Origin of the sequence: Serratia sp. CY84636, assembly GCF_052166245.1 — a bacterium.
GTDB classification, from domain to species: Bacteria; Pseudomonadota; Gammaproteobacteria; order Enterobacterales; family Enterobacteriaceae; genus Serratia; species Serratia nevei.
This window is the reverse complement of record NZ_JBJNOX010000002.1, coordinates 610056-633414: the sequence shown is the minus strand read 5'-3', so window position 1 is coordinate 633414 and position 23359 is coordinate 610056. Positions and strand designations below refer to the sequence as shown.

Below are 23359 nucleotides of genomic sequence, written 5' to 3'. Positions count from 1 at the left end.
CGCGCGCCGTTTCGTTTTACTGTTTATGCGGCTCCGCTGGCAGCGACAACAGCTTCGCGAGCAGCAACTCCGACATATTAAGCTCGGTGCTTAATACCACATGGCAGTTGGCATCGGGCTGCGGCGGATAGTTCATATATCGTCCCCGCATATCGCACAGGGTTTGCCCGCGGCCTGGCCCGTCGGAATCATCGATCGTCACCTTCACGTTAGGCGCAAGGCAGGCGCCGATGCCCTGCACCGCCAACACCGCAGCCACCGGATCGTGCAGCGCGCAGGCTTTGCGGCCGTAGGTATTGATATAAAACTGGATATACCGCTCCAGCATTTGCCCTATCGCCTGCGCAAACCGGCTCTCGGCCGACAGCAGTTTGAGCCGATCCGCCTCTTCAAAGGTATGCGACATGGTGACATCAAGCGGCACCATCACGATATTCTTCATCGCCTTAAACACCATGGCCGCCGCCTCCGGATCGCAGGCAATATTCGCCTCCGCAACGGGCGTTCGGTTGCCGGGCGCCAGAGCCGCACCGCCCATGATCGTCAGCGTGCCGATAAGCTCTCCTAGCGCGGGCTCAAGCTGCAAGGCTTTGGCGATGTTGGTCAGCGGGCCGGTCGCCAAGATGTCCAGTTCCCCCGGGTGCGCTCTGGCCAGCTTAACCAATAGGTCGGGGGCCGGCAGCGGCGCCAGCTTGGCGTGTGAGGCTTCCAGCGCGATGTCGCCGATGCCGTTGTCACCGTGTATATGCTGCACATCGCAAAGATACGCCTGGCGCAGGTAGTCCCGTTCCCCCACGGCGACGGGGATCGCGGGAAAACCGGCCAGGCGGGCAAGCTCCAGCGTATTTCTGGCTCCGGCATCGGCGGCGACGTTGCCGCAAACCGTGCCGATCGCCAGAATATCCACCTTGTCGCTTTCTGCGAGCAAATAGCCCAGCGCCATCGCATCATCGATGCCGGTATCGCAGTCAAAATATAATTTTATTTTCTTCTCGCTCACCGCTTGTCTCCATTTTCTGTATTAAGAGAGGCAACCCAAAGATCCATTTTCTTCCGATACTCCGTTTTTGCCTCGTCGCCGGCGAAACTGGCGGCAAAAGCATTCAGGGCCACATCGACGATATCCTGGGTGGAAAATGCAAATTCGCTCTGACAGATCAGATATTCATCCACCAACGTGGTGTGCAATAAGACCGGGTCGTCGGTATTGATGGTCGCGATGACCCCGGCATCCCGCAGCCGGCGCAGCGGATGTTCCGCGTAGCCGGGATAGACGCCCAGTTTGATGTTCGAGGTCAGGCATACGCCGATGGGGATACGCCGTTCGGCCAACAGCGCCACGACGGCCGGGTCGTCTATCGCCCGAACGCCGTGATCGATGCGGTCGGCCCCCAGCAGCAAGATGGCGTCGCGCACGCCCTCTGCACCGCTGGACTCCCCGGCATGCACGGTTCGCTTCAACCCGGCCTTGCCCGCCTGGGCGAAAGCCTGCGCAAAACGCGCACCGCTGCCTTTGGTGACGGCCTCATTGCCATCGACGGACAGCGCGACCACTCTGGGGTGCCGCAGCGCGGTTAAAAAATCCACCAGCTCACTCGCCTCGGCGGCGGTTTGCCGGCGGAGCAAACTGACGCACAGCCCAACGGACGCCAATCCATCTTCTTCGGCCGCGCGCAAACCGGCGTCAATCGCGTCGATCATGTCACCAAGCCTGCCGCGCCACGCTTTCCAATGGGTCGGGTTGAAAATCAGATCGGCGTACAGCCCGCCATCCCGCGACAGCCGTTGTGCATAGGAGTAGCTTAACTGCACCAGGCGTTCGCGGCTGCTCACCAGGCTGCAGGACCAATCGAGGAAATCGAGAAAGTCGGCAAGCCCGTTAAAATTCAGCAGCTCGGCCTGCTTTCTGGGCATCGGTATCCCCGAGGATAACGCCCAGGCCGAGAGCTGTTCCGGCTCAAAGCAGCCCTCCAGATGCACGTGCACTTCCGCCTTCGGCAGGGAAACCATCTGCGCTCGAGAGAGCGTGGTTTGGTTTACATTCCATTCCATAAAATGGCTCCCAAGGGTTATTTATGCAGGCCAACGAGCACTTTTTCGCGCGACGGCATGGGTGCGAAAGACTCGTTGAAGAGGGAGTGAATGCGGTAAAAAACGCGGTGAAACGAGGAATGATCTAGGGTAAGCATCGCAATATGTTAATCCTGTAATGAGTCAGACGGCAGGCCATCCAAAAATTCATCAACAGGTCAGTAACCTATGCGTGCGGCAACCGGTGAAGGCGGACACGCCTCTCATCACCGAAGCCGGCACGGCATCACCCCATCCTCACTGCAACGCCCGATTTCTATGGGCGCCGGCAATCATCGATGGGGCCGTTCTCTTACCTGAACCTATGTAAAACATGGCGTGTTAAAGCAGAGTCGCCGGGCAGCCGCTGTTATGCGCGGCCATCGCCAGCCATCAGCGCCAAAACACGCCGCCAAGCTTATGAAAGCCAGGGGGGCTTGTAAAGCCCTTCCCCAACGCCGGGAACGTCAGGCCTTTCTCAGCAACAGCGCCCACAGCGCCAGCACGGCAAAGGCGATGTATATCGCCATAAAAAGGACAATGGCGGCGAACAAAGCGCTCACTACCCCTATTTTATCCGCCAGCCAACCTGCGGCCGGCGGCATGATATTGAACAAATAGACGATAAAGTAAAACTTCGACACCGCATTCCACCCTGGCGCCGCTAGCGAGAGCTTATTGACCAGGATGGCACCGCCCACAAAAACCGCGCCGTACGAGAAGCCGGACAGCGCCAGACTCACCGCCGCGCTGGCCACAGAACCGCTTTCGAGCGCCATGGTCATCATCACCATGGAGAAAACCTGCGCAATCAGCCCTAGCACCAAAGAAAACTCAGGCTTCAGAAAACGCGGGATCGTGAACTGCACCACGCCGGCCACCAGTAAATAACCGGTGGCGATATAGCCAAAGCCCGCGGGTGACTGGAGCCCGAAGACCTGGATCGCGGCCGTCGGCCCCAACGACAGGATCAGCGCGGCGTATGACCAGGAGATAAACACGCACAGCGCAAGCAGATAGAACAGCGGTTGGCTAAAACCGGCGCCCTTTTCTGCCGTTTTCGTGTCCGCAACGCCGAGGGTAGGCAATCCTTTCTTCGGCCAAAGCAGGACGATGGCGATCGCGGAGAGGAAAACCAACGCGGCGATGGTCACCGCCGGCGAAGTGAGCGGGTAAAACGCCAGCTGGGCGTAAACGCTGCTGATCACCGGGCCCAGCGCCAGGCCGGTCACCAAAGCCAGGCTGCCCAACAGCGCGGCACGTTTGGCGCTGTCGCCGCGGCTGACGTTGATCAACAAGATGTTGATGATGGCCGTGGCCGTACCGGCCCCTAAACCGGAAATAAACCTGAACAGGCACAGCGCCTGCAAAGAACGAGCAAAGGAAAAGCACAGCGTAGGCACCACCACCACCATCAGCGACACCACCACCAGCAGCCGGGCATTTTTATCGGTGATGGTGAGCCTGCGTGATAAAAACAAAGCCAGCAATACGCCAAACCCGTAGGAAGAGAAAATGAAGGTCAGGTCTATATTGCTCAGATCAAGGGTTTCTTGATAGAGGGGATATAACGGCGTGGGGGAGCCGCTGTTCAACAAGATAAAAAATAAAGCGATCGTCAACGCCGCCAATAGGCTCACCTGGCTGCGGTTTGTCTGTTCAGAAGTCATTATGCCACCATCATGGAAAATACCGATCGTAGCACCCGACCGGATCGCGAACTTTCGCGTTCGCACTTTTTTTCTTATCGTTCGGACAGGACGGCGAGATAGCCTGTACACCGGCTGGCGCCTCACCCATAATGCGTTCACCTCGCCGCACTGCCGGGATCATGCATAACCCTGGCGCAATAGCGACTATGCTCAACAGTAAACGCATCAGACAAGCAGGTAATAATGGATCCGCTATCCGATATTGTTTCCAGGCTAAAAATCAGCAGCCAGAAAATTGTGACGTTTGACATGAGCGCTAATACCAAAGCGCTGTTTCCCGACTATTCCGGGATGAAAATTTATATCGCCAAGCGCGGATCCTTTTTCATTAAACTGGCGGGCGACGCCAACAGTTACCCGATTGAACAAGGCGATGTGCTGATCTTATCCAGCGGGCGCGAATTCAGCATTTTTGATCACCCTAACGCGCCGGCCATCGATATAACAAAAATTCACGTGATGAAAGACCGCTCATCCTGCTTCAGCAACGGCGGGTGCGATTTCTCCTTTGTGGGTTGCCGCTTCGTATTTCAGATCAACGATACCTTCCGCTTTATCACCAGCCTGCCCGAACCCATCGTGATCAAAACGCAGCGGGAGGAGAACGCCGGCATCAAGGATTTCCTGAGCCGCCTCTCGTCGGAGATAGAAAATCCCGGCCCGGGCAGTGAACTCATCACCGAGCATCTGCTGCAGATCATTTTGACGCAGGCGCTGCGCATGCTGCTCTCTTCCGGCGCGCTCGGCCGCGGCGAGGGCTGGTTTTACGCGATGGCGGACAAACATATTGGCCTCGCGCTGACCCGCATACACGACCAGCCGGGCAGAAAATGGCGCCTGGACGAGCTCGCCGGCGTGGCCGGCATGTCGCGCACCGCCTTCACCACCCGCTTCAGAAAGCTGGCCGGCTACAGCGTCAACGAATACATTCGCATCTGGCGTTTTAGCCTGGCCATCGAGCGAATGGTCGCCAATAAAGAAAAAATATCCCAGATCGCCTTTGACCTGGGATATGAATCGGAAAGCGCCTTCAGTACCGCGTTCAAGAAAAGCATGGGCGCGTCGCCAAGGAGTTATATCGGCAGCCATATTTCCTGAAGCAGCCAACGGCGGCACGTCCCTGTGCCGGTCTTATCCTTATTCTGCAAACCAGGCCGCGGGCAGATCCGTCTGCAGCGTGATGGTTTTTATTTGCGTGTAGGCATTGAGCGTTTCTTTGCAGAACTCGCGGCCGATCCCGCTGTTCTTGTAACCGCCGAACGCGGTGCCATCGGTAATGTTCGAGTAGCGGTTGATCCATACGGACCCGGCTTCCAGCCGGTCTGCGGTCGCCAGGGCGTTTTTCAGGCTGCGGGTGTAGATCCCCGACGCCAGCCCATATTCGCTGTCGTTAGCCTGGGCGATCATCTCGTCGTAGTCTGACCATTTGATCAGCGTCAGCACCGGCCCGAAAATTTCTTCCTGGCAAATGCGCATGCCATTTTCCGCAGCAAAGATCGTCGGCTCAATGAAGTAGCCATGCTCGCAGCCGGCGACGGCGCGGCGTTTGCCGCCGGTCAGCAGGGTGGCACCCTCCTCGAGGCCGGTCCGAATATAAGCCAGCACCCGCTCGCCCTGCTTCTCAGAAACCAGGCAGCTGACCCGGGATTGCTCGGCCAGCGGTGAACCGACGCGCACCCGTTCGAAAGCCGTCACCAGTTTGGCGCTGAAACGGTCGTAAATGTCCGCGTGAACGAACAGCCGGGTGCCCGCCAGGCAGGACTGGCCGTTATTGTGGATGGCGGCAAAGGTCACGTTGTCCACCACCGCGTCCAGGTCTTCGATGTCCGGGAACACAATATTGGGGCTCTTCCCGCCCAGCTCCAGCGTGACGGGCACCAGCCGCTCCGCGGCGGCCTTGGCCACCCGCTTGCCCACCTCCGTGCTGCCGGTGAACGAAAGCTTGCGCACCTTGCGGTTGCCGGTCAGCGCCGCCCCCGCCACGCTCCCGAGCCCGGTAATGATGTTGACGACGCCGGCAGGGAAAATGTTGGCGATCATCTTGCCCAGCTCCAGCGTGGAGAGCGAGGCGTTTTCATCGGCCTTCAGTACCACCGTGTTGCCGGTCACCAGCGCCGGTGCCAGCTTGAACGCCGCCATGATCGCCGGCGCATTCCAGGGGATAATCTGCCCGCAGACGCCGAGCGGCTCGCGTTTCGCCAGGCTGTAGCCGTCCGCGATGCTTCTGCCGCTGTCTTCGTGCCCCATGACAACTGCGGCGAAATAGCGATAGTGTCTGACCGCCGTTTGATAATCGCGGCGCACTTCGCTGATACAGCGGCCCACATCCCGCGCGTCGATTTGCGCCATTCTTTCCAGATCGCTTTCCAGCACATCCGCCAGCTGCGCCACCAGGCGAGCGCGGGCCTGCTGCCCTAATGCCTTCCAGGCGGGGAAAGCCGCTTCCGCCGCCAACACGGCGCGCTCGACGTCCCGTTCGTTGCAGTAGTGCAAATCCGCCAGGCGCTCCCCGGTCGAGGGGGAAATCACGGGATGAATGTCCGTGCCATCCAGCTCGAATACGCCGTTAATCAGTGGCCCGTAGGCTTTATCTAATGTCATTTCTGTTCCATTCTTCGCTAAATTAATGCAAACCGCCGCCGACGATCAGGCTCTCGCCGGTCACCCAACCCGCCTCGTCCGAGGCGAGATAGGCCACGGCCGGGGCGATATCCTCCGGTGTGCCGATGCGCCCCAGCGGGGTGATGGATTCAATGTGCGTTTTGAAATCGGTATCGAAAAAGCCGCTGTCATGCACGCCTTCCGTGATGACCAAGCCAGGATTGACCGCATTGACCCGGATCTTGCGCCCGCCAAGCTCGTTGGCCAGCGTCTTGGTGATCGAATCGACCGCGGCTTTGGAAGCGGTATAAACCAGCGAATTGGCCGGCGTAAACGAGGTCACGCTGGAGCTGATATTGACGATGCTGCCGCCCGATTCAGGCATGGCGGCGACCGCCGCCTTGCAGCAATAAATCAGCCCTTTAACATTTAAATTGAAGTGCCTTTCATATTCCGCGTCGCTGAAGGCTTCCAGGCTATTGGTGGCATAAACCCCGGCGTTATTGACCAGCACGTCCAGGCGACCATACTGCTCGACAATGTTTTGCATCAGGTCGTTGACTTCGGCCTCAATGCCGACATTGGCCTGCAGCGGAAAAGCGACGCCGCCCTGCTCATTGATCTCTTTAACCAACCGGTTGGCATCTTCACGCCCGCGGGAATAGTTAATGAAAACCACGGCGCCTTCCGCCGCCAGGCGTTTAGCAATAGCGGCGCCAATGCCCTTTGAACTGCCCGTCACCAGGGCAACTTTATTTTCAAAGCGTTTCATTCGTCATTCTCCTCAGTGTCTGTGAAACTCGGGAGAAGATTACGGTAAATGCTCGCCGAGCAGCATAGCGGGACGAACATAAAACCTTATCGAACGAACAACTTTGCCCAAAAGAGAAGTGGCATTTTTAGAGTAAACGCGCGGCCAAAATGGTGCAGGCTAATAACAGAATGACGCCACCGAAGCATTTATTGATATAAATCCCGATGACCGGACGCCGTTTTATCCTCAGCGCAATCTTTCCCGCCAGAAATACCAGGGGAACTTCAATCAGAAACATGATGACGATGAGTTCAATGCCTAATATCAGCATCTGCATTCCCGGCCTGCCCGCGTCCACCCGAATAAACTGCGGAATAAACGCCAGCATGAAAATAATGGCCTTGGGGTTAAGCAGGTTGGTCAGCAATCCTTGCGAATAGAGCCTTTTGCGGCTTTTGCGCTCGCCGTGGCTTTCCAGGCCAATCGCATTTGCCTGGGTAAAAATGCCCAACCCGACCCACATGATGTACAGCGCGCCGCCGATGACAAAAAGCTGATACAGCAGCGGCGAAGAGGCGATCAGTGCCGTGACGCCGGCAATCGCAAAACAGACGTGGCATATCACTCCGGTGACCGCCCCCAATACGGTAATCAGCCCCGCTTTCGTTCCCTGGCTGACGGCATTGGACAGTGCGCAAAGCATATCGGCGCCGGGAATAAGCGTTAAGACGGCGGCCGAAAGGGCAAATAAACCCAGCGTGGATAATTCGATGACCATGATTTTCTCGCGTCGTAAATAGGCGCATTGTCGGCCCCCGTAAGTCGGCGAGATAGAACGATATTGCTCACAGGCAGCGATCGCGATAGCCGCGCGGCGTCACGCCGTAACTCGACTTGAACGCCCTGCCCAGGTGCGACTGATCGGCGAACCCGCAGGCGACGGCGATTTCCGCGATGTCGCCACCCCGGGATAGCAAAGCCTTCGCCTGCTGCAGCCTAAGCTGCCGCTGATAGCGGCTCGGCGACAAGCCGAATGTTGCCGAGAACTGGCGGCAAAGGTGAAACCTGGACAGACCGGCGGCCTGCGCCAGCCTCTCCAGACGCACTTCCCGCGCCGGGTTATCGTGCAGATACTCTTTCGCCCTGCGCAAGCCCGGTGCGATGCCGGCGTCTGCCAATGGCGCGCGCCGCGGGGAACACACCGCCAGCAGATCCGCCACACAGTGGCTCCAGGCCACCTCCCGGTCGAAACGGCTGGATTGCGCCGCGGTCAATACCGTCGCGGCCTCACACAGCCGGTTGGCGAAAGGCGCATGGTCGATATGCTTCCCCTTCACTGCCGCTGGCAGAGGCATCTCCATGTTTTCCGCCGTGTCCAGCAGCATCTCGTGGCTGGGGTAAAACATGAAATAATGGCATCCCTCTTCTCCCAACACCGTCCCGGCATGCATCTGCCCCGGCGCGATGAGGCTGACTTGCCCACGGCTGACGATACCGTCGGCATCGCCTTTGGCGCTGTTGTTATTGGCGCCGCGCAGGACAACGCCAATCGACCAGGTATCATGCCAATGCACGTCAAACCGATGGTCTGAAAAGTCCGCGACGAGCAGTTCAAGCCCGCCCAATGCGTCAAAACGATGCATAAATGCCGAATTGCCCATCCTCTTTTACCCGATTGCCGGTTATCCACAGCGGCCAAAATAACACACAACGTACGGCGTGAAAGCCCTGCGCTCTGCGCGGAAGCGGCTTTCTGAACGTCGGAAAAAAGGGGCCGCCTGGCCCCTTCACATTGTTCGTCTGCCTTCTTGCCTTGCTCTCATGCCGATTAATGTGGATTCATCGCGCCATAGTTCAACGGCTGCCAGTCGTAACCTTTCCCCTGTTTATTGATGTAACCAAGACCCGGGAAAGACAAATGCGCCCCTGCGACCAGCGCCCTTTGCTGCGCGAGGTCATCGAACAGCCGCTTGCGCTGCGCAACGGCGGCGGGGACGTCGATGTCATAGGCGATGGCGACATTCGGATCGGGAAACTGCACCGAGCCGACGTGGATCATATCCCCCAGAATCACCATCTTTTGCCCTTTGCTTTCGACGGCGAACACGCTGTGCCCTGGCGTGTGCCCACGCGTGTCGATAGCCGAAATGCCCGGGGTGAGCGCCTGATTGCCTTCAAACGTTTTGAGTTTCCCCGCCGTGACGTAAGGCTGCAATGAGGCGATGGCGGCATCGAAGAAACGTTTATCTTTCTCTTCCGCCTGCCGTTTTTTCTCTTCGCTCAGCCAAAAAGCGACTTCGTCTTTTTCCACCCAGACGGTGGCGTTCGGGAAGGCGAGACGCTTGTCCGCCATCAACCCGCCCACATGGTCGGGATGCAGGTGCGTTAAATAAATCTCATCCACCTGCTCCGCCTGATAGCCGGAAGCGTTTAGGTTTTTCATCATTTTGCCCAGCGCTTCGCCATGCAGCGCGCCGGTGCCTGCATCGACCAGAACCAGCTTGCTTCCGGTATTGATCAGGTAGGCGTTCACCGAGGTCGGTAACGGCAGCGACAGGTTGTTGGCCGCCATCGCCTTTTCAAGCTGCTGCGGCCGGGTGTTGATCAAGATTTTATCGGCGGGCATCGGGCTGATGCCGTCAGACAGGGCCGTCACTTCCACATCGCCCAGCATGATCCGGTAAAACCCGGGATTGTCTATTGTAGAAAAAGGCGCCGCGGCCATTGCAGCGGCAGAAAAAGCGGCGAAAAAGGCGCCAATAAGCAGATTGCGACGCATAGAAAACCTCATAACGATAAGAAAATACGGCTAAAAGCCCTGGGAATGCCCCCTGGCGATTTAAAACTCCTGCACGGTCGGCCTGATGACAATCTCACTCACGTCCACGTCCGAAGGCTGCTCGATCGCATAGGCGATGGCGCGCGCGATGGCATCGGCGGAAATTGCCTGGCTCTGGTAGAGTTCGCCGACGGCCTGCAAACTTTCCGCGTGCGAACTGCCCTGTTTCAGTTCGGTGTCGATCAGGCCGGGGGCGATCGTCGTGGTTCTGATCTTTCCGCCAACTTCGTGACGCAAACCTTCGGCGATCGCGCTGACCGCGAATTTGGTGCCGCTATAGACCGTGCCGCCGGGGCTGAACACCTTCTTGCCGGCAATGGAGGAAATGGTGATGTAATGACCGAATTGCTGCTTTTCGAATAGCGGCAAGGTTGCCGCGATGCCGTACAGCACGCCTTTCACATTGATATCGATCATCCGTTCCCATTCATCGACCTTCACGGCACTCAGCGGTGCGATCGCCATCAGCCCCGCGTTGTTGATCAGGACATCAATCTTGCCAAACTGCCTGACGGTCTGGGCGATCATCGCTTCGACCTCCTGACGCTTCGTCACATCCACCTGCAGCGCCAACGCGGTGCCGCCGTCGCCAACGATTTGCCGAACCAGCGCATCAAGACGATCTTTCCTGCGCGCCGCCACCACCACCGTCGCCCCTTGCGCGGCCAGATGTAATGCGGTCGCCTCGCCCAGCCCGCTGCTGGCGCCGGTAATCACCACCACTTTGCCTGAAATACGGTTCATCTCTCGTTCCTCTTGTTAGGGTCAGTGCGAATACTTTATCCGCCGTTTCCGCTCGGTAAATGGAAGTGTTATGCTTTGAGAATTCCATTTTTTGGAACAAAGAGGTCAACGTGCAAAACAGACAAGAAGCCTTGCGCATTTTCTGCGCCGCCGCCGAGGAGATGAACTTTAAACACACGGCGACCAGGCTCGGCATTTCCCCGCAAAAAGTCACCCGAGCCATCAAAGAGCTCGAATCGGTGCTCGGTGAGCAGCTGTTCCACCGCAATACCCGCAGCGTGAGAATCACGGATTTCGGCCTCGGCTTTCTTGAGCAGGCCAAAACGGCGATGGATCAGGTGAACAGGCTGTTTCAGCCGCAGGGGAAAGCGGCGGAAGATCTCGGCGGCGTGGTGCGCCTTACGGCGCCGCATACCTATGGCAGCGAGGTCGTCATGCCGATACTGGCGGAATTCGCGCGCCAGTATCCTGCGATTACGATCGAGTTCCACCTGTCGAATATCCACAGCGATCTGGTCGAAGAAAGAATTGATATCGGCATTCGCATCGGCTTTCTGCACGACCAAACCTGTATCGTTCGCCAGCCCAGAACCATGCCTTTCCATCTGGTTGCCTCGCCGACGCTGCTCGATCGCCTGCCGCCGCCGGAGCAGGTAGACCAACTCGCCCATCTGCCGATTGTCGCGCTGGTGAACCGCAAGACCGGGCGCTACTGGCCCTGGGAATTTAGCCAAAAACGTTATCTCTACCCGAAGTCCGCCGCCTTCGTCACCGACACGCCCGATATAGAGCGTAAAGCGGTGCTCGCCGGTTTAGGCTTTGGCCAACTGGCCGGGTATTTGGTTGAAAAACACCTCGCTGCGGGTGAGCTGGTAGCCGTTCTGCCGGGCGACGCCCCGCCGCCCTGGCCGGTCAACCTCTATCATACGCATCAGCACGCCTGCCCGGCGCGCGTGCGCGTGGTCTTTGACTATCTTTTCAATCAATTAAGCCAGGGCTAACCCCGCCTTGCCCACCCAATATTGCGCACTGCCGCCGGTGGTCATCTGCTCAGCTTTAGCGACACGTGGCAGAGTGCCAAGAGTTAAGCCTGTAGAACCAGCCTGGCGCTCGAGTTTTGATAAGCTGGCCTCTGCCTTTCCTGACTGTTTTTCCATCTCCTCAAGAACAACAGATACCCTACGGCTCCCGGTGATCATTTTTGCAGTGTCGATATCGACCTGATAGACGAGGCTGCCGCCGTCTTGTTCTGACATTTAGTGTTCTCCGGGCATAAAAAAACCCCGCCGAAGCGAGGTTATAAATAATTTTTTCGAGAGAGATTATTTCTCTAGGTGGTCAGCTAAGCCATTCTTGATATTTTTCAAGATGTCTAACTTTTCGTTTTCTCTTTTTTCCAAAAACTCAGCAATCACCCCAGTCATAGCAACTAAGGTGCCGATAATAGCCGTTGCACTACCTGCAATTGTGTAAATCTCTCGGTTTGCCATCAGCCCACTGTTGTAAACCTTATCAACGTAGCCAACAGTAACTTCCATGCCGATAGCGTAACCAACAGTAATTGCACCAACTAAAATCAGCAGCCCACCAATCAACTTAAGCATTTCGTCCTTTTTCCATAGACAAGTAACAAGTCGTTACATGGTAACAGAGAGCATGAAGTAGGCAACGAAAAGCGGTTTTCGCCCGCGATTTGTCGGGCTTTTCCCTGGAATCAAGTGTGGTCAGCGTGACAACATGGCTTCTGACTAAATAGCTATGAGGTCACTATGCAAAAGAAAATGTTGATACTGGCTCTGGCGGCAGTCGTGCTCGCGATAGCTTTTAACCCTGAGTTCATAGCGAATTTTGGGAGTGATATACCATTAAAAAAACACTAATGCCAGAAAGCAAAAATCCCACTCAAATGGGCTTTTCTCTGTTAGTAATTTCTCTCAGCACGCTTCATCAGTCTGTCTTGTGGCGATTGCGTTTTGGTAGACAGAGGAGCAACAAACTCCTTCCACTCTTTGCTGTCTTTCTGGGCAGACGATTGTTTGCTATTCAATTGATAATCATCGTTCTGGCCTGCACATCCTGATAGAACTATCACACCCAGGGCAACCAATAGTGACTTTTGCATTTCTACATCCTTATAGTAACAATCAACCAGGCAAATGATAACGAATCTCACTTGCTGGGTAAAGCACCCCCTAGAAAGCAAAAAAACCACCTCATCGGTGGGTTTGTTTACTGTTATCCTTCAGCATCAAAGACGGCCTGCAGCCCATAGTTAATGCTATCACGCAGATGGTTGGTATCGGCCGTAACGATGAAGAGTAATGCTGCTACAAGACAGGCCAGGTAGTTTTGATTGGTTAACAACGTTACGATTTTTATCACGGTCCCCCCTCTGATTTTTGATTGAGCGTCACACTGCCGCCGGCATGCCGGCAATAAAAAAAGCGGCAATATCCGCGATATCGCCGCCTTTAATCTGCACGCCGCCGTGGCGGCCGCGATGCGCTACTGCTTGCGCTGCTCCGCCACCTGTTTGGCGGTGACGTTGCCCTGCTTATCGCCGAAGTGGCCGACCACGAAGTTGGCGACCGCCGCCACTTCCTCGTCGGAATAGGCGCTGCCGAACGCCGGCATCATTTCATGCCGATCGCCGATGCTGATGCTCGTCCCCTTCAGAATGGCCTGCACCACGCTGCGCCCCTGCGGATCGTTCACCGCCGTGCTGCCCACCAGCGACGCATACTCGCTCTGGCGGCCCGGCCCGTTCCACTGGTGGCAGCCGCTGCAGTCGTTGGCAAATACCCGGCGCCCGAGCGAACTGTCTTGCCCGCCCGGCAGGATCGGCGTGGAGGCCCCCGCGCCCTTCGGCTGCAGGTTCACCGCCGCCGCGCCGTCGCCGGCGATCGGTTCGATATCGCGCAGGTATTTCACCAACGCCAGATTGTCTTCCGGCGTCAGGAACTGCAGGCTGTTTTCCACCGCTTCCGCCATCGGGCCGGCGGCGCTGCTGCGCCCCGGGGCATGGCCGGTGGCCAGATATTGCGACAGCTGCTGGTCGCTCCAGCCGCCGATGCCGGTCTGCTTATCCGGCGTGATGTTGGCGGCGAACCAGCCCTGCACCACTTCACCGCTCAGGTGCTTGCTCTGGTTGAGGCCGAACCCCAGATTGCGCGGCGTATGGCACTCGCCGCAGTGGCCGAGCGCCGTCGCCAGATAGGCGCCGCGGTTCCACTGCTCGTCCTTGTTGAGATCCGGCGCAAAGCGCTGCTCATGGAAGAACGCCAGGTTCCAGAATTTCATGCCCCAACGCTGGTTGAACGGGAACGACAAATCGTTTTGCGGGTTGGCCTGCTTCACCGGCGGCAGGCTGAACAGATAATCCTTGATCGCCAGCACGTCGTCGCGGCTCAGTTCGGTGTACGAGGTGTACGGCATCGCCGGATACAGGTTGCCCTGCGGGCCGATGCCCTCACGCACCGCGCGCACGAACTGATCGTCGCTCCAGTTGCCGATGCCGGTCTCCTTGTCGGCGGTGATGTTGGTGCCGTAAATGGTGCCGAACGGCAGTTTGAAGGCGAAGCCGCCCGCATACGGCGTGCCGCCCGGCGCGGTGTGGCACGCCACGCAGTCGGCGGCGCGCGCCAGGTACTCGCCGCGCGCCAGTTTATCGGTGATGCCGGCCGGCGCCCCGGCGATCGGCGCCGCAGGCTCCGCGCCGGTGGGCCGCAGCAGCGTGTACAGCGCGTATCCTCCCGCCAACACCACCACGGTGATAATCAGCCATAACAGCCCTTTCAAGGCATTGCTCATCGCATCTCTCCCTAACCCAACGCCTTGGCGGCCTGGTGGATGGCGGCGCGAATGCGCACATAGGTGGCGCAGCGGCAGACGTTGCCGCCCATCGCCGCGTCGATGTCCGCATCGCTCGGATCCTTGCTTTGCGCCAGCAGCGCGGTGGCGCTCATGATCTGGCCGGACTGGCAGTAGCCGCACTGCACCACATCCAGATCAAGCCAGGCTTCCTGCACCGCCTTGCCTTCCGGCGTGGCGCCCACGGCTTCGATGGTGGTGATTTTTTTGCCGACGGCGGCGGAGACCGGCGTCATGCACGATCGTACCGGCACACCGTCCAGATGCACGGTACAGGCGCCGCACATGGCGATGCCGCAGCCGAACTTGGTGCCGGTCAGGCCGGCTTCGTCACGCAAAAACCACAACAGCGGCATATGCGGATCGCCCTCGAAGGTCAGCGGCTGCTCGTTTACGGTTAATTGAATCATCAGGTTCTCTCCTTGTCAGACGCCGGGTTCGCGGTAGGATTATGCAGCGGCAGGCTCAGCGAGGTGCGCGGCCGCCCGAGCAGCGCCAGCGCGTTGCCGACCGCCGGGGCGATGGTCGGCACCCCCAGCTCGCCCACGCCGGTCGGTTTCTCGCTCGAGGGCACGATGATCACCTCGATCTCCGGCATCTCATCGATGCGCAGCGGGCGGAAGTTATTGAAGTTGGACTGTTCGACCACGCCATCTTTCAGCGTGATATTGCCGTACAGCGCCATGCTCAGGCCGTAGCCGATGCCGCCCTCGATCTGCGCGCGGATCACGTCGGGGTTCACCGCCACGCCGCAGTCCACCGCGCACCACACCTTGTGCACTTTCGGGATGCCGCCTTCGCCGATCGAGACCTCGGCCACCTGCGCCACATAGGTATCGAACGCCTTGGCGACGCCCACGCCGCGCGCGCGCGCGTCCACCACTTTCGCGCCCTGCCAGTCAGCGGCTTTCGCTACCGCGCGCAGCACGCCCGCCGCACGCGGCGCATCGCCCATCAGCGCCAGCCGCCCTTCGACCGGATCCTGCCCGGTTTCCTGCAACAGCTGATCGATAAAGCTCTCCACCGCGTGGCCGGTGTGGGTGCTGGCCACCGACCGCAGCGAGGTGGTCGGCACCTTGCCCGGCACGATGTGCGCATCGCAGCGGAAGGCTTCGAAGGTGTATGACACCTCACTGGCACCCTCGACCATCATCTGATCGAGGCCGTTGACCACCAGCGCATCCATCGCGCTGTGGCGCGTCCAGGAGTGGCCGACCACGGTATCGGTCCAGCCCACCACCTTGCCGCCGCGGATGGCCCCGCGCAGGCGGTGCAGGATCATCGGGCGATACCAGCCGTTGCGGATGTCGTCCTCGCGCGTCCATACCACCTTCACGCCGTGGCCGGGGCCGATGCCCTTGGCCGCCGCCGCCATGTCGGCCGCCAGATCCGGCCCCAGCGTCGGGTTGCCTAAATCGATGCGCCGGCCGAAGCTGCCGCCCGCCAGAATGGTTTCAATCTGCACCTTGTCCGGCGGCAACTCGAACAGATCGCACAGCTGCTTGTGATCGAGCGTTTGGATTTGGCAGCCGTAGCGCGCCTTGACGCTCTCACCGTCCCAGAACAGATAGCCGTCCAGCGGCTCCATCGGCGCGTGCGCGACGTACGGGAAGGTGTATTCGGCCTCGATCACCTTGTCGGCCTTGTCGAACACCTCGTCCGGCTTACCGAGACTCTTCGCCACCACGCCGGTTTTCTGCGCCACCTGGCGGAATTCGGCGTAGATCTCCTCGGTGTTGCGCCGTTCGGCCTGCGCGTCGTCCCACGTCACCTTCAGCCGCTCCCGCCCCTGGATCGCCGCCCAGGTGTTTTTGGCGTAAACCGCCACGCCGGTGGCGATTTGCTTCACCGCCACCACCCCCGGCACCGCCAGCGCCCGTTCGGCGTCGAAGGTCGCCACCTTGCCGCCGAAGCGCGGCGGCTTCTTGATGGTGACGGTCAACATGTCCGGCTCATGGATATCCTGCGAGAACTGCGCGCTGCCGTTGGTTTTCGCCAGCGAATCGACGCGGTGCAGGCCGCGCGTTTTGCCGATCAGGGTGAAATTGGCCGGATCCTTCAGCGTCAGGCTGGCGGGATCGGGCGGCGGCAGCGTGGCGGCCAGCGCGGCGAATTCGCCGAAGCCCGCCTCGCGCCCGCTGGCGGCATGGCGGATCTTGCCCGCCTGCACGGTAATTTCCTGCGCCGAGGTTTTCCAACTCTGTGCGGCGGCCTGCACCAGCAGCGCACGCGCCATGGCGCCCATGCGCCGCATCTGCTCATAGGCATTGGCCACCGAGCTGGAACCGCCGGTGCCCTGGAATCCGAAGGTCAGGTTTTTGTAGATATTGGTGTCCACCGGCGCGGCGACGACCCGTACCTGCGCCCAGTCGGCATCGAGCTCTTCGGCGACCAGCGTCGCCATGCCGGTATAGACCCCCTGGCCCACTTCGGTGTGTTTACTGATCACGGTGACGACGCCGTCGGCGCCGATCTGAACGAAGGCGTTGGCGTCAAACGCCGCCGCGCCGGAGGCGGCCGGGGCAGCCGAACGCGCCAGTGCGCCGGTGGACGGCAGATAGGCGCCGATCACCAACGCCCCGGCGCCGACGATAAACCGCCGCCGCGAAAGCGGAACTTGGGATATGCTCATTGCTCATGACTCCAAAAAAGCCGAAGGCGTCACTGCCTTCGGCGAAACAAATCTTGTTATGGAATGGCTTGTCGCACCCGTCAGGTGATATAGCGCAACAGAGCAATAATTAGCGTAGCCTATTATCCAGCAGGCCTAATCTTGATAAGGGATTTTTCGTTGAGAAATCGTGCGGTGCACCGGCGGGGCTGCTATCGGCGCGCCGTCTGGCCATAAATCTGATCGACGCCGTGCACGGCTTCTGGCCCGTCGAGCAACAATGCGTTGCATTACCTTCAGGTTTACGTTCCCGGCCTTGGAATAGGATATACTCCCGGCCAAAATACATCGTCACCATTTGGTTAATTTTGGATGTTTTTCATGCAGCAACCCGCCATATCGAAAAAAAATCATGATATTGAAGTATTGAGAACCGTCGCGATCGTTTTCGTCATTCTGGCGCATGTCGCGGGGATACTCAGCCCGGATTCGCGCTACTGGCGAATTCTGGACTATGCACGCTTCGGCAGCGGCGTCGATCTCTTCTTCTGCGTATCGGGCTTTATTATCACTTCGTCAATTTTGTCAACGGTGCCAAAAGACAAAAGCCTCAGTGCTTTTGTCAATTTTACCGTGCCATTCTGGAAAAAACGTTTTTGGCGACTCATGCCTTCGGCTATTTTCTGGATCGTTATCGTTCTGCTGCTGGCCTCTATTTGGGGCGGGAAAGGTCAGATTATTCCCTTTGAGAGCATGTCCTCCTCGGCGTTGCATGCCCTTACTCAAACGCAGAACTTTTACTTTATCGAGTGTCGGCCGGCGGGCACCTGCGGCGAACTTGGCATTTACTGGAGTTTGTCATTAGAGAATCAGTTTTATCTGCTCTTACCCCTACTCGCTTTCTTCTTGACTGACAGGAAGCTTGCGCTCTTTTTCTTTATCGTTTTCATCACCCAAGTTTTCTTGCCGAGAACATTGAACGCGGCAACGCCAGTCATGTGGCCGTTACGAACGGATGCGGTCGCACTGGGCGTCATTATTGCCATCTTTGCACATAACGCCCCCTCGTCACGCCCCTGCCCCAGACTGCTTGAGAGCAAAACCTTCTGCGCCGGGGCTTTCATGATCGCATTGCTCTTACTGGCGTTGCTTTCCAGCCCTCAACCGCTCCTCAGTTTTTCGGTCGGTATCACCGCCATGGTTTCCGGCTCTTTAGTGTTACTCGCCAGCTATAACCGCGGTTGCTTTTCAAGCTATCCCGCCGTCCGCGTGTTTTGCGATTACATCGGGTCCCGATCGTACTCTATCTATTTAACCCATGTGGTCGCGCTGGCCCTAACCAAAATCCTCTTCTTTTCCGCCGCCACCCGCTACGACGGCCTGCATACCGCCCTGTACCTGACGTTTTTCTTGACCGCAACGCTGCTGATGTCGGAATTCAATTACAGAATCATTGAAATGCCGTTAAGAGCGCTTGGCAGGAAGAGTAAGCCGAAAAAACCGGTAGCACCTTTCGTTTAGCGCACACCGAGCGTCAGGCTGTGCCGCCCGCCGCCAGCCGGTCGAGCAGCGGGCCCAGCGCTGCGCGCGCATGCTGCTGGAAGCCGCTGACGCCTTCGGCACTCAGCAACGCATCCAGCACCGCGTATTCGGTGGCATCCGCCGCCGCCGCAAACAGCGGCTCCAGCCTTTCGTCCGGCAGCGTGGCTCCCAGCAATCGGGTGGAAAACGCCAGCGCGATATCGCCGGAGCCATGCCCCCAATGGCTACCCACCCGCCCCAGGCCCGCGCCCGCTCGGCGGGCGATGCGGTTCAGCTGGCGACTGTCCAGCGCCCGATCGCAGGCGATGATAATAATCACCGAGCCGGCGTCCACCTGCGGCGGCGGATCCGCCAACAGCTTGCCCAGCGCCGGGCCAACGCGCACGCCGCTCAGCGTCAGCGAGTCGAGGGTGCCGAAGTTGGCCAGCACCAGCACGCCGAGCATGGTGCCTAACCCCGGGCAATAGCGCGAGGCTGTGCCAATGCCGCCCTTCAGGCCGAAGCTGCTCATGCCGCGCCCTGCGCCGACGCTGCCGCGCGCAAAGCGGGTGGAATGGTTATCCAGCGCGCTGAAGACGTGCTCCTCACGCACCGCCATCGCCTGAATATCGTTGAGGTAGCCGTCGTTGCACTCCAGTACCAGCGGGTTGATGGTGGCGCTGCCGCGGCCGATCTGCGGGTAGCGCAGGCAGCTGCGCCGCACCATGGCGTTGAACAGCGTGCCGACGGCGAAGGTGTTGCTCAGCAGAATAGGCGTCTGCAACTCCCCCAGCTCATTCAATTGCACCAACCCCAGCGGCTTGGCGAAGCCGTTGAGCACCGCGCTGCCGCACGGCAACGGTTGGTTGAACAGATCGCCCGGCGGCACGATGGCGGTGACGCCGGTCTGGCAGTCGCCGTCGGCCAAGGTGTGATGCCCGACGCTGACGCCCGGCACGTCACACAGGCTGTCGGTCGGCCCGGCCGGATAGCGCGCGCCCGGCAGGCGGCGATGGCGCCGCCAATAGCTCAGCAGATTGTCGAGGCTTTGTTGTTCAAACACCTGGCTGTCTATCATGGTTCCCTCATCCGCCGTTAGCCCATCAGAAAACCAGAATATCGCGCAATACGCCGCGCCGTAAATTGAAAGCCGAAGCGGGCAGCAAAAATAGCCTGGCCCCATCACCGTTCATTGCCTGCACCACTTTTTTGCCGCCTCTACGGCCAGGGCGACGCCGCTATCGAGTGAAACAACGGGTGTTGAAAGCGTGCAAGCGCTGCGACCTCACGCACGGCAAAGGCAGGGTCATCGCCCACGGCGGGTATGAAGAACGGGAGAGCAAAATCGGCGAAGGCCTCCTCTCCGGCATACAGGAGACCATTTGAGGTGGGCCGCAGGCCTGAGCCTTATTGGGGTTTTAGCGGGCAATCGTATAGTATAAAAAATTGAATGATTCAAAACTGGATTATGGCTCATCTGAATAAATAAACCATGACCATAGCAGTGACAAAAATAGAACAGAGTAATAAATCACCGGAAAAGTTTCTCAATGAGTCCAAATAGTCATTGCTGTTCTTATTTAGTTTGTTAATGGCATCATTCTCGTTCTCAGCGTCTACTTCAACATGATGCTTTCTGAACCCCTTTTGCTTCATATCTTTAATTATTTCTCGTGTAACCACTTCCTTTCTCAGCACCCTTGACTCATCACTCTTTATAAAAACAACATATTTACTCATCATATCCCCCATAAAAGCACAGAATTTTACTTCTGTGTTAGGATTGCAGCGGTTAATTAGCGTTTGGTTCCGGATTCTCTGGCCTCTCCCGGTCCAGTGCCATTGCCGCCATACCCATTTCCTGTAGAGCTGCCATTCCCCCAGAAACCACTGGCTCCGTAACCGCTGCCACAAGGGCTGTTTTTTGACAAGAATGACTGAAAGTGTATTCTCAATGCTGGAAATAATCATATTAGAATAAAATACAGAATAATATACCTGACCTAATTACACATAAATGCTATCGATTTAATTAATTGAACGCCAAACAATCTCAATTCCCAAGATTAATAACCCGATAAAGAAAAGGCGGCGAAAAATCAGCGGGCTGCTGTGACGACGCACGATCCCGCCCAGCCACATGCCGCCCAGCGCCGGCAGCAGCGCCAGCAGCGAACCGCCGAGCAGCGCGCCGGGCAGCGCCTGATGCCAGGCTAATCCGGCGGCCAGCGCCAGCGTCGAGACGGTGAACGACAGCCCCAGCGCCTGCACCAGATCGTCACGCGCCAGGCCCAAGGCGTTCAGATAGGGCACCGCCGGTATGACGAATACGCCGGTGGCGCCGGTCAGCGCACCGGTCACCAGGCCGCACAGCGGCCCCAGCCAAGGCTCCGCCGTGGCGGAAACGCGCCAGTCGAAACGGGTGAATCCCAACAGCGCATAGCCGATCAGGCAAACGCCCAGCGCCAGCGGCGCCAGGCGGCCGTCGGTGGCGGTGAGCGCGCCGGCGCTCAGCAACGTGCCCAGCGTGACGCACAGCATCATCGGCCAGAGCCGGCGGCACAGCGCTCCCAGCCGCGGCCCGCACAGCAACTGCCACAGATTGGTGACCAGTGAAGGTAACAGCAGCAGCGCGGCGGCCTGCCCCGGCGGCATCATCAGGCTGAGCAGCCCCATCGACACCGTCGGCAAGCCCAGGCCGATCGCTCCCTTGACCGTGCCGGCCAGCGTAAAAATGCCCGTCAGGGCGATAATCTCGAGTAACGTCAGCGACATGCGTCTATCCTTATGGCAATCAACGGCCCGATTGTGGCCGGCGGCGCGGCGCGGCACAATGCGGCAATGGCAGAGCCTGCCTGCGGCAAAGACAGAGGAAGAACGCATGCATTTTGACTTTATCGATCTGCGGCTGTTGGCGGCGGTGCTCGAGACCGGCAGCATCACCGCCGGCGCCGAGCGCGTCGGGCTGTCGCTGGCCGCCGCCAGCGCACGCATGCGCGGGCTGGAGCAACAGGCCGGCGTGGCGTTGCTGACGCGCAATCCGCGCGGCGTCCAGGCGACGCCGGCCGGTGAACGCCTGTTGCAGCACGCGCGCGTGCTGCTGCAACAGCGCGACCGGCTGCGGGGCGAGATGGCCGAGTTCGCGCCGGGCCAGCGCAGCCAGCTGCGCATCGTCGCCAATACCGTCGCCGCCGACGCTTTTCTGCCGGAGCTGCTGGCGGATTTTCTGGTGCTGCACCCGCACACCGACATCGCGCTGGAGGAGCTGCCCAGTCCGGTCATCGCGCAGGCGATTGCCGAACAGGCGGCGGATATCGGCATCGTGGCGGATCACGCCGATCTGCGCGGGCTGGCAAGCTATCCTTTTCGGCAGGATCGTCTGGTGCTGGCGCTGCCGCCGGGGCATGCGCTCAGCGGCCGCCGCACGGTCAGCTTCGCAGACACCCTGTCTTTTGAGTTTATCGGCCTGCCGGAAGAGAGCGCGCTGCAACAGCATTTGGAACAGCTGGCGATACGCAGCGGCGGCCCGATGCGGCTACGGGCGCGCGCCGCTAATTTCGACGCCATCTGCCGCATGGTGTGGCGCGGCGCCGGGCTGGCGGTGGTGCCGGAAGAGAGCGCCCAACGCCATCCACAGATCCGACACGGCGCCCTGTCGCTGACGGACGATTGGGCGACCCGGCGCCTGTCGCTGGTGGTGCGCGAATGGGCGCAGCTGCCGCTGCCGGCGCAGCGGCTGGTGGCGTTCCTGCGCCACGGGGAAGGCGGTATTACAGGTGGTCGTTGAACCAGGCAATCTGACGGCCGATGATGCCGGCAAAATGCGGGCCGGCGTACATGTCATAGTGCTTCGCATTCTGCTCGACATGCAGCGCCTTCTTCGCGCTGCCTACCGCCTCATACAGCGCGATGCCCTGCTCCGGCGGATTCACGGTATCGCCGCCCGCCACCACCACCAGTACCGGGCATGTGACTCGCGCCGCATTGTCACGCGGCTGATAGCGCAGCGTTTCGCGCACGGTCAGGAACGGGATCTTGATGTCCATCGCCGGGTAACGCACCTTGTTCTCCTCGAAGAACGCCTTCGACTCGTCATCGCTCAACACCCGGGTGACGGCGACAAACATCTCTTTGCCGGTGGCCTGTTTCTTCTCCGCCATTTTGTCCAGCGTGGCGATGAACGCCTGTTTTTCATCGGCGGCCATTTTCCCCGTCACGATGGTTTCCCCGTCGGCGAAGGCCAGCTGGCTAACGACGCACTTGATGGCCGGCTCGGCCGCGGCAGCGCCGAACACGTGGCAGCCGCCAAACGACGTGCCCCACAGGCCGATGCGCTCGCTGTCGATCTGCGGCTGCGTTTGCACCCACCGGCTCACCGCCAGGATATCCTCAATCTGCAGCGCCGGTACCAGCCGCCCGCGTTCGCCCTCGCTGGCGCCGAAGCCGCGATAGTCAAACGTCACCGCCGCAAAACCGGCGTTGACGAAGGCCTCGGCAAAGGCCGGCAGCAACAGCTCCTGAATGCCGCAGAAGCCGTGGCACAGAATAATCGCCGGAACCTTGGCCGGGTTATCAGGTAAACGAACTGTTACGGCCAGGCCGCTTTCCATTTTATGCGTGGTTAATGCCATGTTAAC

Annotated in this window: 24 protein-coding genes; 4 read left to right on the top strand and 20 right to left on the bottom strand. The window is 59.1% G+C overall.

What is annotated here, in order from left to right:
* Positions 1-16 precede the first annotated feature (16 nt).
* The 3 genes from ACJ8QI_RS07580 to ACJ8QI_RS07570 all read right to left on the bottom strand — a co-directional run bounded on the left by ACJ8QI_RS07580 (position 17) and on the right by ACJ8QI_RS07570 (position 3881).
* The gene (locus ACJ8QI_RS07580) at positions 17-1000 is read right to left on the bottom strand and encodes a nucleoside hydrolase (protein WP_197756535.1); all 984 of its coding nucleotides are present in this window, start codon (positions 998-1000) and stop codon (positions 17-19) included.
* Complete coding sequence (add, locus tag ACJ8QI_RS07575) at positions 997-2052, bottom strand: adenosine deaminase (RefSeq protein WP_197783278.1); 1056 nt, start codon at positions 2050-2052, stop codon at positions 997-999. Before add ends, ACJ8QI_RS07580 begins: the two co-directional genes overlap by 4 nt.
* Before the next feature lie 485 nt (positions 2053-2537).
* Positions 2538-3881: an MFS transporter gene (locus tag ACJ8QI_RS07570; protein WP_412008568.1), complete on the bottom strand. Its 1344-nt coding sequence runs from the start codon at positions 3879-3881 to the stop codon at positions 2538-2540.
* A gap of 84 nt (positions 3882-3965) precedes the next feature.
* Between ACJ8QI_RS07570 and ACJ8QI_RS07565 the strand changes: the two genes are divergently transcribed.
* Positions 3966-4880 carry an AraC family transcriptional regulator gene (locus ACJ8QI_RS07565; RefSeq protein ID WP_060439999.1) on the top strand — a complete coding sequence of 305 codons (915 nt, stop codon included), beginning with the start codon at positions 3966-3968 and terminating at the stop codon, positions 4878-4880.
* A gap of 39 nt (positions 4881-4919) precedes the next feature.
* Here the strand turns inward: ACJ8QI_RS07565 and ACJ8QI_RS07560 are convergent, their stop codons facing one another.
* The 6 genes from ACJ8QI_RS07560 to ACJ8QI_RS07535 all read right to left on the bottom strand — a co-directional run bounded on the left by ACJ8QI_RS07560 (position 4920) and on the right by ACJ8QI_RS07535 (position 10720).
* Positions 4920-6383, bottom strand: coding sequence for an aldehyde dehydrogenase family protein (locus ACJ8QI_RS07560; RefSeq protein ID WP_060437883.1), 1464 nt, complete (start codon positions 6381-6383; stop codon positions 4920-4922).
* Between the two features lie 22 nt (positions 6384-6405).
* Complete coding sequence (locus ACJ8QI_RS07555; protein ID WP_060440000.1) at positions 6406-7155, bottom strand: SDR family NAD(P)-dependent oxidoreductase; 750 nt, start codon at positions 7153-7155, stop codon at positions 6406-6408.
* A 127-nt stretch (positions 7156-7282) separates the two neighbouring features.
* The gene (locus ACJ8QI_RS07550) at positions 7283-7915 is read right to left on the bottom strand and encodes a LysE family translocator (protein WP_070914950.1); all 633 of its coding nucleotides are present in this window, start codon (positions 7913-7915) and stop codon (positions 7283-7285) included.
* Between the two features lie 67 nt (positions 7916-7982).
* Positions 7983-8798 (bottom strand): AraC family transcriptional regulator, encoded by an 816-nt coding sequence (locus ACJ8QI_RS07545; protein ID WP_442532292.1) that lies wholly within the window; start codon positions 8796-8798, stop codon positions 7983-7985.
* Positions 8799-8965: 167 nt separating this feature from the next.
* A complete protein-coding gene (locus tag ACJ8QI_RS07540; protein WP_070914948.1) occupies positions 8966-9916 on the bottom strand; it encodes an MBL fold metallo-hydrolase in 951 nt (316 codons plus the stop codon).
* A gap of 60 nt (positions 9917-9976) precedes the next feature.
* Positions 9977-10720, bottom strand: a complete 744-nt coding sequence (locus tag ACJ8QI_RS07535; protein WP_193159048.1) for an SDR family oxidoreductase — start codon at positions 10718-10720, stop codon at positions 9977-9979.
* A 110-nt stretch (positions 10721-10830) separates the two neighbouring features.
* Here ACJ8QI_RS07535 and ACJ8QI_RS07530 point away from each other — a divergent pair, with 110 nt between their 5' ends.
* On the top strand, positions 10831-11721 hold the full coding sequence (locus ACJ8QI_RS07530) for a LysR family transcriptional regulator (protein WP_080432940.1): 891 nt from the start codon (positions 10831-10833) through the stop codon (positions 11719-11721).
* Here the strand turns inward: ACJ8QI_RS07530 and ACJ8QI_RS07525 are convergent.
* From ACJ8QI_RS07525 to ACJ8QI_RS07495, 7 genes are all read right to left on the bottom strand, one after another.
* Positions 11707-11976, bottom strand: coding sequence for a hypothetical protein (locus ACJ8QI_RS07525; protein ID WP_087762862.1), 270 nt, complete (start codon positions 11974-11976; stop codon positions 11707-11709). The two genes, ACJ8QI_RS07530 and ACJ8QI_RS07525, sit on opposite strands and share 15 nt — an antisense overlap.
* Before the next feature lie 66 nt (positions 11977-12042).
* Positions 12043-12324: a hypothetical protein gene (locus ACJ8QI_RS07520; RefSeq protein ID WP_060419045.1), complete on the bottom strand. Its 282-nt coding sequence runs from the start codon at positions 12322-12324 to the stop codon at positions 12043-12045.
* A gap of 317 nt (positions 12325-12641) precedes the next feature.
* Positions 12642-12842, bottom strand: a complete 201-nt coding sequence (locus tag ACJ8QI_RS07515; protein WP_089185938.1) for a lipoprotein — start codon at positions 12840-12842, stop codon at positions 12642-12644.
* A 113-nt stretch (positions 12843-12955) separates the two neighbouring features.
* A complete protein-coding gene (locus tag ACJ8QI_RS07510) occupies positions 12956-13102 on the bottom strand; it encodes a hypothetical protein (protein WP_157800470.1) in 147 nt (48 codons plus the stop codon).
* A gap of 123 nt (positions 13103-13225) precedes the next feature.
* Positions 13226-14530: a c-type cytochrome gene (locus ACJ8QI_RS07505; RefSeq protein WP_442532291.1), complete on the bottom strand. Its 1305-nt coding sequence runs from the start codon at positions 14528-14530 to the stop codon at positions 13226-13228.
* Positions 14531-14541: 11 nt separating this feature from the next.
* Positions 14542-15000 (bottom strand): (2Fe-2S)-binding protein, encoded by a 459-nt coding sequence (locus ACJ8QI_RS07500; protein WP_060419049.1) that lies wholly within the window; start codon positions 14998-15000, stop codon positions 14542-14544.
* On the bottom strand, positions 15000-17222 hold the full coding sequence (locus ACJ8QI_RS07495) for a xanthine dehydrogenase family protein molybdopterin-binding subunit (protein WP_089185937.1): 2223 nt from the start codon (positions 17220-17222) through the stop codon (positions 15000-15002). Before ACJ8QI_RS07495 ends, ACJ8QI_RS07500 begins: the two co-directional genes overlap by 1 nt.
* Before the next feature lie 360 nt (positions 17223-17582).
* Here ACJ8QI_RS07495 and ACJ8QI_RS07490 point away from each other — a divergent pair, with 360 nt between their 5' ends.
* On the top strand, positions 17583-18722 hold the full coding sequence (locus ACJ8QI_RS07490; RefSeq protein WP_442532290.1) for an acyltransferase family protein: 1140 nt from the start codon (positions 17583-17585) through the stop codon (positions 18720-18722).
* Positions 18723-18735: 13 nt separating this feature from the next.
* On the opposite strand, the gene ACJ8QI_RS07485 is transcribed toward ACJ8QI_RS07490, so the two are convergent.
* From ACJ8QI_RS07485 to ACJ8QI_RS07475, 3 genes are all read right to left on the bottom strand, one after another.
* The gene (locus tag ACJ8QI_RS07485) at positions 18736-19800 is read right to left on the bottom strand and encodes a P1 family peptidase (protein ID WP_442532289.1); all 1065 of its coding nucleotides are present in this window, start codon (positions 19798-19800) and stop codon (positions 18736-18738) included.
* Between the two features lie 395 nt (positions 19801-20195).
* Positions 20196-20462, bottom strand: coding sequence for a hypothetical protein (locus tag ACJ8QI_RS07480; RefSeq protein WP_336843440.1), 267 nt, complete (start codon positions 20460-20462; stop codon positions 20196-20198).
* 288 nt (positions 20463-20750) lie between these two features.
* A complete protein-coding gene (locus ACJ8QI_RS07475) occupies positions 20751-21497 on the bottom strand; it encodes a sulfite exporter TauE/SafE family protein (RefSeq protein ID WP_060419064.1) in 747 nt (248 codons plus the stop codon).
* Between the two features lie 106 nt (positions 21498-21603).
* Here ACJ8QI_RS07475 and ACJ8QI_RS07470 point away from each other — a divergent pair, with 106 nt between their 5' ends.
* Positions 21604-22509: a LysR substrate-binding domain-containing protein gene (locus ACJ8QI_RS07470; RefSeq protein WP_442532288.1), complete on the top strand. Its 906-nt coding sequence runs from the start codon at positions 21604-21606 to the stop codon at positions 22507-22509.
* Here ACJ8QI_RS07470 and uilS read toward each other — a convergent pair.
* Positions 22493-23353, bottom strand: coding sequence for a UilS family quorum-quenching N-acyl-homoserine lactonase (gene uilS, locus ACJ8QI_RS07465; protein ID WP_193549492.1), 861 nt, complete (start codon positions 23351-23353; stop codon positions 22493-22495). The genes ACJ8QI_RS07470 and uilS overlap by 17 nt on opposite strands.
* Between the last annotated feature and the right edge of the window lie 6 nt (positions 23354-23359).